This is a genomic window from Mesorhizobium sp. M0166 (genome assembly GCF_040322255.1).
Lineage (GTDB): Bacteria > Pseudomonadota > Alphaproteobacteria > Rhizobiales > Rhizobiaceae > Mesorhizobium.
Window position 1 is genome coordinate 199,946 of record NZ_JAMYTD010000003.1, and the last position, 12,959, is coordinate 212,904.

Genomic DNA, 12,959 nt, shown 5'->3' on the forward strand with positions numbered 1-12,959 from the left:
GCAGCTCCACATGATCAATAGTCCTTGTCCAGTCTTATCCGGCCGAGCCACAGAACGAGCATGGTCAGCAAAGCGAGGATGAGGAAGAGCAGCGTCGAGGCAGCGGAACCGTAGGCAAACTTGTCGAACTCAAACAGGCTCTCGCGGGCAAACACCGACATCGACTTCGTGTGTAAGTTGTTTGGCGTAAGCACGTAGATCAGATCGAAGATGCGCAGGGCATCGAGACCGCGAAAGATCATGGCCACCATCAACGCCGGCCGGATGAGCGGCAAGGTGATCTTCCAGAAAATTCTCCACGCTCCGACGCCGTCGAGCTTGGCGACTTCGTAGATTTCTTGTGGAAGCATCTGGAGGCCGGCGAGAATGAGAAGCGCCATGAACGGGGTCGCTTTCCAGATGTCGACAACGAGGACGGCGACCATCGCCGTGTCGGCGCTGGCCGTCCAGGCGATTTTTGTGCTGATCAGGCCGAGCTTGAGCAGGACGTCGTTGATGATGCCGAACTGGTCGTTGAGCATCCACTGCCACATTTTCGCCGAGACGATCGTCGGGATCGCCCAAGGGATGAGGATCGCGGCGCGCACGATGCCGCGGCCGCGAAACTTAGCGTTGAGCACCAGCGCGACGATCATGCCGAGCACCGTCTCGCAGGTCACCGAAATCACCGCGAAGCGCACCGTGTTCCAGACAGCGCGCCACCAGACCGGATCGGCGAGCAGCCCGTCATAGACGACGCGGCCGCTCGGCATTTGCAGAACGGAGAAATAGTTGGCGAAGCCAACCCAGCGGCGGGCTTCCAGATCGGCGAGCGAGGCATCGGTGAAGCCGAAATAGATCGTGCGCATCAACGGCCAGCCGGCAACGGCGGCGAGCACGATGAGCATCGGGGCAAGCAGCAGCCATGCCGAGCGCGTACGCTGACGCGCTAGCAGCGAGCCTGAGCGCGGCGAGGTCACCAGGCGGTGCCCTTGAGCCTGGTCAAGGAGAACTCCAGATCGGCAAGGTTGTCGGCGGCTGCGCCCTCGCCGGAAATGGTGTTGTGGACGGCGGTCCAGAACTCGCTCGATGCCTCATTGTACCGGCTCTTGGCCTGGGCCGAGGGACGCGGCACCGCGTTGATGACGACTTCCTTCCAGCGCGGAATCACCGGCTGCGCGCTGGCGATGTCGGCATCGTCATAGAGTGCCTCGATGGTCGGCAGATATGCCCCCTTCAAGGCGCGGTACTTCTGCATCTGAGGCGAGGCGATCCATTTGACCAGCTCGATCGCTGCATCCGGGTTCTTCGAATATTTGGAAACCGCGAGATTCCAGCCGCCAAGCGTTGCTGCCGGGCGCGCGCCCTCACCCGACCCCGGCGGCAGCGTGGTCACCTCGAACTTGCCTTTGATGGGGGAGCTTTCGCTGTTGCCAAGCGCGTAGGCGTAGGGCCAGTTGCGCATGAAGACGGCGTTGCCGGTCTGCCAGACACCGCGCGACTCTTCTTCCTGGTAGGCCAGAACGCCGGGCGGCGAGATGGTTCCCACCCAGTTCCTCGCCATTTCCAGCGCCGCAACTGCTTGCGGATTGTTGATGGAGATCCTGCCGTCCGGTTCGATAATCTGGCCGCCGCCGTTCGACTTCACCCATTCGAGTGCATCGCAAGTCAGCCCCTCATAGGCGTTGCCTTGGAAAACGAAGCCCCACATGTCCTTGTTGCCGGCCTCGCGCTCCTTGTCCATGACAAGCTTGGCGGTGTCGGCAAGCTCGGCCCAGCTGGCCGGGACCCTGGCGCCGTATTTGTCGAGGAGATCCTTGCGATAGTAGAGCGCCGGAGCGTCGGTGAATATCGGCAAGGCCACGAGCTTGCCGTCCACGGTCTGCGATTTGATGATCGATGGGAAATGGGCGCCAACGACATCCTTGGTCGCTTCGGTCAGGTCGATGAACTGCCTTGCAAGCTGGGGGGCCCAGATGATGTCCGTTTGATAGACATCGACGTCGCTGCTTCCGGCGGCGAGCCAGAGCCGGTATTGGCCAAACTGGTCCGTCGCCGAGGGCGGCAGCGGAACGACGCTAACCTTGTTGCCGGTCTTCTTCTCGTATTGATCGAGGATCTCGCGAAGGATTCTCTGGCCGTTGCCGGTGTCGCCGGACACCATGGCGAGGTCGACAGCCCGCGCCGGCCCAGCCGTCAGAACTGCGGCCACCGCAAATGCAGCAAATGCGGGATGAAATTTCATGATGGCGGACCTCCCTTTGGAGCTTCAGGCCGGGCAGCAGAAACGGACGCGTCAATGCCCGACACCGTCTCCGCACACCGGCAGCTCACAAGACGCGTATTCGCCCACCAGCACTGAACTACAAAGATACGCCTTGGTTCCCAACGCGGAGCGTCCGGAGCCACGCGGTTGCCCTCGGCTGGCCCAACGCCACCGGGAATTGCCGCTGGCATTGGCGAAGGCGATGGTTCAAGAAGGGATCAACGACAGGCTTTCCTTCATGTCTTCCATCCGCCCGCTGATCCCCCTCCTGATCGCCGCCGGCATCCTGCTCGGCGGCAACGGCCTGCAGAGCACGTTGATTGCGCTGCGTGGTGCGCAGGAAGGTTTTCCCGCTTCCTCGATCGGCCTGATGGGCACGTTCTATTTCGCCGGCTTCCTGCTCGGCTGCCTTGCCGTGACCCGCATCATGAAGTCCGTTGGCCATGTGCGCGCCTTTTCGGCACTGGCGGCGATCGCCTCGGCGGGAACGCTGCTGCTGGTGCTGGTCATCGATCCGGTGATGTGGTGCGCCGTGCGCTTTGCCGGCGGGTTCTGCTTTGCCGGCCTGTTCACCATCATGGAAGCCTGGCTGAATTCCGGTGTCACCAACACCGACCGGGCGCGGGTGCTTGCCATCTATCGGATGGTCGACATCGGCTCGGTGACGGGCGCCCAGTTCCTGATCCCGATCTTTGGCGCCGGCGGCTTTGCCATCTTCGCCATCATGTCGATGATGATCACCGTTTCGCTGGTGCCGGTTTCGCTCGGCGACCGCTCCAATCCTACGCCGCCGGAAGACGTCAAGCTCGATTTGGCGCGCGTCTGGCGGATCTCGCCGCTCGGCTGCTTCGGCTGTATCGCCGTCGGCGTCACCAACAGCGCCTTCCGCACCCTGTCGCCGGTCTATGCCGAGCAGATCGGCATGTCGGTCGCCGACGTCGTCACCTTCGTCAGCGTCGGCATTTTCGGCGGCGCCATCATCCAGTACCCGCTTGGCTATCTCTCCGACCGCTGGGACCGGCGCTCGGTGCTGCTGATGACGACGTGCTGTGCGATGGTGGCGGCACTGGCGCTGGCGTTAGTGGCCGGCGGCAGTCCGTTCCTCAACTTCCTGCTCGTCTTCATCTTCGGCTGCTTCGCCATGCCGCTCTATTCGCTTTCGGCGGCGCATTCCAACGACCGCGCCGACAAGGGCGAGTTCGTGCTGATCAATGCAGCCTTGATGCTGTTTTATTCCTTCGGCGCCATCGGCGGCCCGTTCGCCGCCTCGACGGTGATGCAATTTTTCGGGCCGAGCGCGCTGTTCGTGTTCAGCGCCACCGTCTATGCGATCTTCGTGGCCGTCATCCTTTACCGGATGCAGGCGCGCTCCGCCGTGCCGGCCACCCATCGCAGCCGTTTTACGGCGCTGTTGCGCACGTCGACGGTTTTTGCCCGGTTGGCGAAGCGGAATGCCGATCCCGATGAACCTGCAAAGCCTGGATAGAGGTGCTTGCGCTTGACGAAAGCGCGCGCGGCTGAAATTGAAAGAGACCCTATCCCTTGCCAAAAGCGATTTGATGCACGTCATCACCACCCAGAAAGAACTCGAGACCGCTATTACCGCTTTCGAAAGGGCGGAATTCGTCACCGTCGATACCGAATTCATTCGCGAAACGACCTTCTGGCCGATCCTGTGCCTGATCCAGATGGCAGCGCCCGGGGTGACGGCGCTGATTGATCCGCTGTCGGCCGACATCGACCTGAAACCGTTCTTCAGGCTGATGGCCAACGAGGCGATCGTCAAAGTCTTCCATGCGGCGCGTCAGGACATCGAAATCATTGTGCATCTCGGCGATCTGGTGCCGCATCCGGTGTTCGACACCCAGGTCGCGGCGATGGTCTGCGGCTTCGGCGACAGCGTTTCCTACGACCAGCTGGTGCAGCGCATCACCGGCGCGCGGCTCGACAAGTCCTCGCGCTTCACCGACTGGCGCCACCGTCCGCTGTCCGAAAAGCAGCTCGACTACGCGCTCGCCGACGTCACCCACCTGATCGAGGTCTACAAGCATCTCAGCGCCGAGCTGGTGCGGGAAAACCGCGCCCACTGGCTGAACGAGGAGATGGACGTGCTGACCTCGCGCGAGACCTACGATCCGCATCCCGAGGATGCCTGGAAGCGGCTCAAGATGCGGCTGCGCAAGCCGCAGGAACTGGCGATCGTGCAGGCGGTGGCCGCCTGGCGCGAACGCGAAGCGCGCGAGCGCGACGTGCCGCGCGGCCGGGTGCTCAAGGACGATGCGATCTACGAAGTGGCGCAGCAGGCGCCGCGCGACGCTGCGGCGCTGAGCAAGCTGCGTACCACGCCGAAGGGCTGGGAGCGCTCGTCGACGGCGACGGCACTGCTTGGCGCGGTAAACGCTGCCCTTGCCCTGCCCAGGGAAGAGATGCCGAAGCTGCCGAAGAGCTTCCAGCCGCCGGAGGGGTCAAGCGCCGCGGCGGAGTTGCTGAAGGTGCTGCTGCGGATCGTTGCAGAAAAGGAGGGCGTCGCATCGAAGGTACTCGCCTCCAGTGACGACATCGACCGCATCGCTGCCGAGGGCGAGGAAGCCGACGTGCCGGCATTGCAGGGCTGGCGGCGTGCCGTCTTCGGCGAGGCCGCGCTCAAGCTGGTGCGCGGCGAACTCGCCATCAGGTTCGACAAGCGCAAAATCGCTGTGTTCGATTTGTAGCCTTGAGCTTGCTCAGACCAAGCCGAGCAGATGCAGCGCCAGCCATATCCAGCCAAGTGCAAGAACTACCGCGCCCAGGTAGAATGCCCTGCTACGCAAGATTAGCCGATTGCTGGTCAAGTGGATCGATGAGTGAAGACAGCGGGAGACTACAAAGATCCACATCAGTGCCAAGGTCAGATAATTGACGCTATTGGTCACGTGCAGCGTCAAGCATAAGACGTAGAAAAGCACCGGCAGTTCGAACTGGTTGCTCAGATTGTTGGCGACGGTGATACTGGACCCAGGCTCCGTCGAGCGCGTCTTGAACTGGCCGGTCTTGGCTTCGCCCGATCTGACCGCGCCATGGCGGCGCCGGCCCATTACGACATAGACGATATAGACCAGCAGCACCTGCGCCAGCATAGGCCAGAAGATCGCGGTCTGGTTCAAGACGCCCCCTGTCGTTGTCACCCACCCTTCAAGGCCGTTTCTGAGCCATCAGAGTGAAAGCCGCAATGACGGTCACCGGTATCGCCAGCAGGGCGAATTTGGTGACGATCAGCGCCGAGGCGAAGGATAGCGAATCCGGATTGGCCGACAGAAAATCGGACAAAAGACGAGCCACGGCAATGTTCTGGGCATAGTCGGTAAGCAGGTAGGGCAGCACCAGCACAACCGCGAATATCGACTGGGTTTGCGCAGGCAGTGCACGGAAATTCTTCAGCCGCCGGCCCGTGGCCAGGATCAGGCTTACCATCGTCAGCGACAGCAGCGCCGGAAACAGCAGGTCGAAGGTCAGGTAATGCCAGACGAGAATAATCTCGCTGCCGCGCCGGCCGAGGGCCGTTAGCCAGGCCATGCCCTCATCCGGAGTGAAACCGGCATAGCGCATGTCGAGCGACGGCAGACCGCCGCTCAATTGGCGAAAATAGAGGAACTCCATCGCCGTCATGATGATGAAAACCGCCACGGCGGCGACACAGAGTGCGGCCGCGTGGCGCGACAGCCGCAGGATCATTGCCGCCAGATTGCGCCAGGACGCATGACGGTCAGGCTCCGCCAGGATAATTCGGGCTTTCGCGGGTAATCGTGACGTCATGGGCGTGGCTTTCACGAAGTCCGGCATTGGATATCCGCACAAAAGTGGCGCGCTCGCGGAAATCGGCAAGGTCGCGGCCACCGACATAACCCATAGCGGCTTTCAGGCCGCCTGCAAGCTGGTGCAGCACGCCAGACACAGGTCCTTTGTATGGGACCTGCCCTTCGATGCCTTCCGGGACCAGTTTCAGCGTGTCGCGCACCTCGGCCTGGAAATAACGATCGGCGGAGCCGCGCGCCATCGCGCCGACCGAGCCCATGCCGCGATAGGCTTTGAAGGAGCGGCCCTGGTGCAGATAGACCTCGCCCGGGCTCTCGTCGGTGCCGGCCAGCAGCGAGCCGATCATCGCCGCGCTGGCGCCGGCGGCCAGCGCCTTGGCGAGATCACCCGAATATTTGATGCCGCCATCGGCAATGACCGAGACGCCCGATTTATGCGCTGTCTCGACCGCTGACATGATCGCCGAGAGCTGCGGCACGCCGACGCCGGCGACGATGCGGGTGGTGCAGATGGAACCCGGTCCGATGCCGACCTTGACCGCGTCGGCGCCGGCATCGATCAGCGCCAAGGTGCCTTCCGCGGTCGCGACGTTGCCGGCCAGGATGCGAACCGAGTTGGACAGCTTCTTGGCCCGCGTCACCGCATCCAGGACGCGCTGCGAATGACCGTGCGCGGTGTCGATCACCAGAAGGTCGACGCCGGCGTCGATGAGGCGCTCGGCCCGCTCGAAACCGTCATCGCCGACACTGGTGGCGGCGGCGGCGCGCAGGCGTCCCTGCGCATCCTTGGTGGCGTGCGGGTTGAGCTGCGACTTCTCGATGTCCTTGACCGTGATCAGCCCGACGCAATTGCCGTCCCGGTCGACCACAACCAGCTTCTCGATGCGGTGCTGATGGAGCAGCCGCTTGGCCTCGTCCTGATCGACGTTCTCCTTGACCGTGATCAGGTTCTCGCGGGTCATCAGTTCATAGACCTTTTGCGCCGGGTCGGAGGCGAAGCGGACGTCGCGGTTGGTCAGGATGCCGACGAGCCGGCCGACCGTGTGACCGCCGCTGCCGCCGTTCTCGACCACCGGAATGCCCGAGATGCTGTAGGTGCGCATCAGACCCAGCGCATCGGCAAGCGTTGCCTCGGGACCGATGGTGACAGGGTTGACCACCATGCCGGATTCGAATTTCTTCACCTGCCGCACCTGCTCGGCCTGTTCGGCCGGCGAGAAATTGCGGTGGATGACACCGATGCCGCCGGCCTGGGCCATGGCGATCGCAAGCCGCGCCTCGGTAACCGTGTCCATGGCGGCCGACAGGATCGGCACGTTGAGGTCGATGTCGCCGGCGATGCGGGTGCGGATGTCGGTCTCGCCGGGCATAACCTCGGAATGACCCGGCTGCAGCAGCACGTCGTCAAAGGTGAGCGCCAATGCGCCGGTGGACGTCTCGATGATTTTTGCCATGGCCAGCCCTCGGAATGCAGGAAAGGCGCTCGCCCTGATGGACAGCGCCGACTCGTCTTCTTCCCTTTCAGGATTGGCGCTGGCTCGTAACACGTCCCGTCGCCGTTGAAAAGCCGATGGTTGTGTAGTGGCAAAGCTGTATTTGCCGCAGGTGCGGCAAGACTTGCGGTTCGCACAAACGTGACAGCAAATTAATGCGACATCCGGGCCAAGCCATGATAACCGCCCTAGCTGTCGGTTTGGCCCCCGAGGCCGGCAAGCAATCGCGACGCACATTTCAAGGCCGGATCCATCGTGAACCGCACCATTCCGCTTATCCTGGCGGTCGCTCTATTCATGGAAAACATGGATTCGACCGTCATTGCGACATCCATGCCGGCGATCGCCATCGACATCCACACCACCCCGATCGCGCTCAAGCTGGCCTTGACCGCCTATCTGGTATCGCTGGCGATCTTCATTCCGATCAGCGGCTGGATGGCCGACCGCTTTGGGGCCAAGAATGTCTTCCGTGCCGCTATCGCCGTGTTCATCGTCGGTTCAGTCGCGTGCGCCATTTCCAATTCGCTGCCGGCTTTCGTGGTCTCACGCTTCCTGCAAGGCATTGGCGGCGCCATGATGACGCCGGTCGGGCGTCTGGTGCTGGTACGCGCGACGCCGAAAAGCGAACTCGTCGCCGCCATGTCGTGGCTGACCGTCCCGGCTCTGGTCGGCCCCCTGGTCGGCCCGCCGGTCGGCGGCTTCATCACGACCTATTTCTCCTGGCATTGGATTTTTCTGATCAATGTGCCGATCGGCCTGATCGGCATCTGGCTGGCCACGCGTTTCCTGCCGAAGACCGACCCTGCCGAGACACCGCCGCTCGATTTCATCGGCTTCGTGCTGAGCGGGCTGGCGGCATCCGGAATTGTGTTCGGCCTGTCGGTGGTCAGCCTGCCGGCTCTGCCGCCCGCTGCCGGCTTTATCACCGTTGCCGTCGGGCTGGCATCGGCGGTGCTTTACCTGCTGCACGGACGCCACGCCAAGAATCCGCTGCTGGCGCTCGAGCTGTTTCGCAATCGGGTGTTCCGCTCGTCGGTGCTCGGCGGCGGACTGTTCCGCATTGGCATCGGTGCCGTACCATTCCTGTTGCCGCTGATGTTCCAGATCGGTTTCGGGCTGACGCCGTTCCAGTCCGGCATGATCACCTTCGTCTCGGCAATCGGCGCCATGGGCATGAAATTCGTCACCGCGCTGATCTTCAGGGTCGCCGGCTTCCGCCGTGTGCTGATTTCAGGCTCGCTCATCGCCGCCGCGTCCATCGCCATCAACGGCCTGTTCACACCCGACACGCCCTATGGGCTGATCCTCGCCATGCTGCTCGCCGGTGGCTTCATCCGCTCGATGTTCTTCACCGGCACCAATGCGCTTGCCTACGCCGAGATTTCGGCCGCCGACACCAGCAAGGCGACGCCGATCACGGCGGTGTTCCAGCAGTTGGCGATCGCACTCGGCGTGGCGCTGGCCGGCGGCATCCTGGAAGTGTCGACCAAGATCCATGGCGGCCCGCTGACGCTGAGCGACTTCCACACCGCCTTCTTCATCGTAGCGGCGGTGTCGGCGGCGGCCTCGCTGTCGTTCATGCGGCTGGCGCCGGACGCCGGCAATGCCGTGTCGGGACATGGCCGACTGACGCCGCCGAAGACCCTGGAGCCGGTGAGCCCGCCGGGGCGTTGACCTTTGCTCGTGCTTAGGGACGCCGGAGGGACAGCGCCCCCCTCTGTCCTGCCGGACATCTCCCCCACGAGGGGGGAGATCGTGACATCGGCCTTCGCCAATGTTCAACGTTGCAGGATTAGACGGCGCGCCGAAGCTGCCAATCTCCCCCCTCGTGGGGGAGATGTCCGGCAGGACAGAGGGGGGCGCGAAGGATCGCTACAGAGCGATTTTCACGCCGCGCCGTTTCCGCCCTTAAAATCCTTCGCCAACAAATAAAGCTCTACCGACTCGTCGCGCGAGGCCGGCGGCTTGACGTGATGGACCGAGCGGAAATTCCGCTTCAGCCTCGCCAGCAATTCGTTCTCGGCGCCGCCCTGAAACGTCTTGGCGAGAAAATGCCCGCCCGGCTTCAGTACCGACAGCGCGAAATCGGCCGCCACCTCGCACAGATGCATGGTGCGGATGTGGTCGGTCCGCTTGTGGCCGGTGGTGGGTGCGGCCATGTCGGAGAGCACGATGTCCGGCTGGCCGCCCAGCGTCTCGGCCAGCATCTGCGGCGCCTGCGGATCGAGGAAATCCATCAGCAACACCGGCGCGCCCGGCACGGCGTCCATCTCGAGATAGTCGATGCCGACGACGTTCGGGTGTTCCGCGGTAGATTTCGTACGTGCTGCGGCGACCTGGCACCAGCCGCCGGGTGCCGCACCCAGGTCGATCACCTTCATGCCTGGCTTGAGCAAATGGTGCTTGTCGTCGATCTCGATCAGCTTGTAGGCCGCGCGCGAGCGATAGCCGTCGGCCTTCGAGCGCTGGACATAAGGATCGTTGATGTGGCGCTGCAGCCAGCGGCGCGACGATTCCTTCAGCCCGCTTTTCTTCTTGATCTTCGTCTTCAGCACGCGAATGCCGGCGGAGCTCGGTCTTTCCGGTTTCTTGGTCATTGCCGGCCTCGCCGCCAGACGCCATCATCGGCCATCAATTCGCTCAATATGCCCTCGCGCAGGCCGCGGTCGGCGACACGCAGCCGCTCCGACGGCCAGACGGCGCGGATCGCCTCCAATATTGCGCAGCCGGCCAGAACCAGGTCGGCGCGGTCGGCGCCGATGCAAGGGTTGGCGACGCGCTGCTGGAAATCCCAGCCGACCAGCTTTTCGACCATGCGGTCAACGCTGTTGCGATCCATCCACAGCCCGTCGACGCGGCGGCGGTCGTAGCGTTCGAGATCGAGGTGAACGCCGGCCAGCGTCGTCACCGTACCCGAGGTGCCGAGCAAATGGAATTTCGGGCTAGACAGGAGGTGGCTCAGACGGTCGCGCCCGTCGAAGGCACGCAGCCGTATTGCGACATCCTCGACCATGGCGCCAAAGATATCGCGCGTCACCGTGCGGCCGCCAAAACGCTCGGCCAGCGAGACGACGCCGACCGGCAGCGATGTCCATGAGACGATATGGTTGGCAAGCCTTGGCGAGCGGTGACCAGTGAGGTCGATCAGCGCGATTTCGGACGAGCCGCCGCCGATGTCGAACAGCACGACGCCTTGCGTGTCGCGCTCGACCAGCGAGCCGCAGCCCGACACCGCCAGCCGCGCCTCGGTCTGGCGGTCGATGATCTCGAGCTTCAGGCCGGCCTCGCGCTCGACGCGCTCGAGGAACTCGACGCCGTTGGCGGCGGTGCGGCAAGCCTCGGTGGCGATCAGCCTGGCCTTCCTGACCTTGCGGTTGCGCAATTTGTCACCGCAGATCTTCAGCGCTTCGACCGCGCGGTCCATTGCGGCGTCGCCAAGCCGGCCATTGGCGGTAAGGCCCTCGCCCAGCCTGACGATGCGCGAGAAGGCATCGATGACGCGGAACTGGCCATGACGCGTCGGCACCGCGACTAGCAGGCGGCAATTGTTGGTACCGAGGTCGAGTGCGGCAAATACCGGCAATTCCTGCAGCGGTGGCGGCGTGCGGGGACCTTGCCCCAGCCTTGGCGAGGCTGGAGGCAATTGCGTGATTGGAGATGGAGGCGCGATCGAAGCAGCTGGCTGGGGCTGGCGAGCGGCCGGGGGCGCGCCGGCGGCGGGCACCGAAGTGCCTGTTATTACCGGACGAGCCTCGTCGCGTGCGAAAACCTTGCGCCCGCGCCGACGCTTGCGCCGCTTCTTGGGTTTGCCGTTCTGATGAGGGCCGTTCTGACCCTTGTGATCGTGGGACGTGTCGCCAGCCTGTCCATTGCCGGACCGGGGCTGCACCTGACGGCCGTAGCGTCCGGCGGATGGGCTTGCCTGGCCGGGCGGCGGCGAACCCCTGGACACGCCCACTTCCGGCGCACCAGCGCCGGCTTCGTGGTCTTCCACTGTCGTTCCTTCCGGCGCCGCGCGAACCGAGACCGGACGCAGCAGGCGCTTTTACATGTTCAAGTTGCGGCCAGACTATCAGCGCCGGGCCGGATCACCAAGAGTGCTCGCGGCGAATTTTGCCGGCGGCGTTGTCTCGCCCCTGCCCTCGGCCCGATGATGGCGAGCGTTCCCGGTTGAATAGCCGGCTTCAATGAGGCATTTCTGAAATGGAGGGGTGAAACATTCGGGACCGCGGGCGGTTTGCCTGCTGCGAACCGGAAAACGGGTACGGGCTGCAACGCATGATCCTCACGCCATGAACTGGAGGCGCTATTTCTGGCCCGTCATCGGCATCGCCGCGGTGGTGTTCTCGCTGTGGCTGTTGCTGCACGAATTACGCGGCATCTCGCTCGACGACGTCTGGGCCGGCATAATCGCCATCCCGGCGCGCGGCTGGGTGCTGGCGGCGCTGAGCTCGGTCATCGCCTATGCCTCGCTCGCCGGCTACGACCACATCGCGCTGCTGCACATCGGCAAAAAAGTCTCGTGGCTGTTCGTCACCTTCTGCTCGTTCACCACCTACGCGCTGTCGCACAATATCGGCGGCTCGGTATTTTCCGGCGCAGTGATCCGCTACCGCGCCTACGGCACCAAGGGCCTGACCGGGCAGGATGTCGGCATTCTGGTGGCGATCTGCTGGATCACCTTCGTGCTGTCGACGCTGTTCGTCTCAAGCATCGTCCTGCTGCTCGAGCCTGAGGTGATCGACCGGTTTTCCGGCACGCCGCACCACAAGCTGTCGCAAGCGGCAGGGCTTGCCATGCTGCTCGTGGTGGCGGCCTATGTCTTCGGCAGCTGGCTGCATCTGAGGCCGCTGAGGATTGGCAGCTTTCAGCTGCACTATCCCGCGCTGCCGATCGTGGCGCGGCAATTGCAGGTCGGCCCGATCGAGCTGCTGGCCGCGGCGGCGATCATCTTCTTTGCCCTGCCCGCCACCGGCAATCCCGGCTATTTCATCGTGCTCGGCGTGTTCCTGGTGTCGTTCTCGATCGCGCAGATCTCGCATGCGCCGGGCGGGCTCGGCGTCTTCGAGGTGGTGTTCCTCGCCGGCTTGTCACATATGGACCAGGTCGGCGTGCTGGCGGCGCTCCTGGTATTCCGGCTGTTCTACCTGATCATCCCGCTGCTGATCGCGCTCGGCGTGGTGCTCTATTTCGAGCGCTCGCAATTCAGCCGGAGTGAGAGTTGAAGCGCCGGAAGCCGACGATTGAGCCTAGACACAGGGTTGACTATTTTCCGGCGGCGGCTACAAGGCACGCGCGGCGACATCGTCGCCCTGCCCGCGCGGTTTTCAACAACCGCGCCTGCTGGGGAATAGGTTAACGGTAGACCCACGGACTCTGACTCCGTTAGTCCTGGTTCGAATCCAGGTTCCCCAGCCAAACTGGATG

11 protein-coding genes and 1 tRNA gene are annotated in these 12,959 nt (G+C 63.6%); 5 read left to right on the forward strand and 7 right to left on the reverse strand.

Annotated elements, in window-relative coordinates:
• Positions 1–14: 14 nt before the first annotated feature.
• Entirely contained in the window at positions 15–887 is an 873-nt protein-coding gene (locus tag NKJ46_RS05605; protein ID WP_352663361.1) for a carbohydrate ABC transporter permease, read from the reverse strand.
• A 68-nt stretch (positions 888–955) separates the two neighbouring features.
• Positions 956–2,224 (reverse strand): ABC transporter substrate-binding protein, encoded by a 1,269-nt coding sequence (locus NKJ46_RS05610; protein ID WP_352662882.1) that lies wholly within the window; start codon positions 2,222–2,224, stop codon positions 956–958.
• Positions 2,225–2,483: 259 nt separating this feature from the next.
• On the opposite strand from NKJ46_RS05610, the gene NKJ46_RS05615 reads away from it, so the two are divergent.
• The gene (locus tag NKJ46_RS05615; RefSeq protein WP_352662884.1) at positions 2,484–3,731 is read left to right on the forward strand and encodes an MFS transporter; all 1,248 of its coding nucleotides are present in this window, start codon (positions 2,484–2,486) and stop codon (positions 3,729–3,731) included.
• A gap of 73 nt (positions 3,732–3,804) precedes the next feature.
• The gene (gene rnd / locus NKJ46_RS05620) at positions 3,805–4,956 is read left to right on the forward strand and encodes a ribonuclease D (protein ID WP_352662887.1); all 1,152 of its coding nucleotides are present in this window, start codon (positions 3,805–3,807) and stop codon (positions 4,954–4,956) included.
• Between the two features lie 12 nt (positions 4,957–4,968).
• Here rnd and NKJ46_RS05625 read toward each other — a convergent pair whose 3' ends face one another.
• Genes NKJ46_RS05625 through guaB form a run of 3 tightly spaced genes read right to left on the reverse strand, consistent with a single transcriptional unit; the run spans position 4,969 to position 7,490 of the window.
• A complete protein-coding gene (locus tag NKJ46_RS05625; protein WP_352662890.1) occupies positions 4,969–5,388 on the reverse strand; it encodes an MAPEG family protein in 420 nt (139 codons plus the stop codon).
• Positions 5,389–5,416: 28 nt separating this feature from the next.
• Positions 5,417–5,956: a hypothetical protein gene (locus NKJ46_RS05630; protein ID WP_352663363.1), complete on the reverse strand. Its 540-nt coding sequence runs from the start codon at positions 5,954–5,956 to the stop codon at positions 5,417–5,419.
• A gap of 31 nt (positions 5,957–5,987) precedes the next feature.
• Positions 5,988–7,490, reverse strand: coding sequence for an IMP dehydrogenase (gene guaB / locus NKJ46_RS05635; RefSeq protein ID WP_352662893.1), 1,503 nt, complete (start codon positions 7,488–7,490; stop codon positions 5,988–5,990).
• A gap of 294 nt (positions 7,491–7,784) precedes the next feature.
• Between guaB and NKJ46_RS05640 the strand changes: the two genes are divergently transcribed.
• On the forward strand, positions 7,785–9,206 hold the full coding sequence (locus NKJ46_RS05640; RefSeq protein ID WP_352662896.1) for an MFS transporter: 1,422 nt from the start codon (positions 7,785–7,787) through the stop codon (positions 9,204–9,206).
• Positions 9,207–9,418: 212 nt separating this feature from the next.
• Here NKJ46_RS05640 and NKJ46_RS05650 read toward each other — a convergent pair whose 3' ends face one another.
• Positions 9,419–10,129: an RlmE family RNA methyltransferase gene (locus NKJ46_RS05650; protein ID WP_352662899.1), complete on the reverse strand. Its 711-nt coding sequence runs from the start codon at positions 10,127–10,129 to the stop codon at positions 9,419–9,421.
• On the reverse strand, positions 10,126–11,526 hold the full coding sequence (locus NKJ46_RS05655) for a Ppx/GppA phosphatase family protein (protein WP_352662902.1): 1,401 nt from the start codon (positions 11,524–11,526) through the stop codon (positions 10,126–10,128). Before NKJ46_RS05655 ends, NKJ46_RS05650 begins: the two co-directional genes overlap by 4 nt.
• A gap of 298 nt (positions 11,527–11,824) precedes the next feature.
• Between NKJ46_RS05655 and NKJ46_RS05660 the strand changes: the two genes are divergently transcribed.
• A complete protein-coding gene (locus tag NKJ46_RS05660; protein WP_352662905.1) occupies positions 11,825–12,757 on the forward strand; it encodes a putative bifunctional lysylphosphatidylglycerol flippase/synthetase in 933 nt (310 codons plus the stop codon).
• A 119-nt stretch (positions 12,758–12,876) separates the two neighbouring features.
• Positions 12,877–12,950, forward strand: a tRNA-Gln gene (locus NKJ46_RS05665).
• The last annotated feature ends 9 nt before the right edge of the window (positions 12,951–12,959 follow it).

Coding starts and splice junctions, on each gene's coding strand:
- NKJ46_RS05605 (WP_352663361.1), bottom strand. CDS start 887: ATGCTCATCGTGCTCGCCGCCGTTGCCGGCTGGCCGTTGATGCGCACG.
- NKJ46_RS05610 (WP_352662882.1), bottom strand. CDS start 2,224: ATGAAATTTCATCCCGCATTTGCTGCATTTGCGGTGGCCGCAGTTCTG.
- NKJ46_RS05615 (WP_352662884.1), top strand. CDS start 2,484: ATGTCTTCCATCCGCCCGCTGATCCCCCTCCTGATCGCCGCCGGCATC.
- rnd (WP_352662887.1), top strand. CDS start 3,805: ATGCACGTCATCACCACCCAGAAAGAACTCGAGACCGCTATTACCGCT.
- NKJ46_RS05630 (WP_352663363.1), bottom strand. CDS start 5,956: ATGATCCTGCGGCTGTCGCGCCACGCGGCCGCACTCTGTGTCGCCGCC.
- guaB (WP_352662893.1), bottom strand. CDS start 7,490: ATGGCAAAAATCATCGAGACGTCCACCGGCGCATTGGCGCTCACCTTT.
- NKJ46_RS05650 (WP_352662899.1), bottom strand. CDS start 10,129: ATGACCAAGAAACCGGAAAGACCGAGCTCCGCCGGCATTCGCGTGCTG.
- NKJ46_RS05660 (WP_352662905.1), top strand. CDS start 11,825: ATGAACTGGAGGCGCTATTTCTGGCCCGTCATCGGCATCGCCGCGGTG.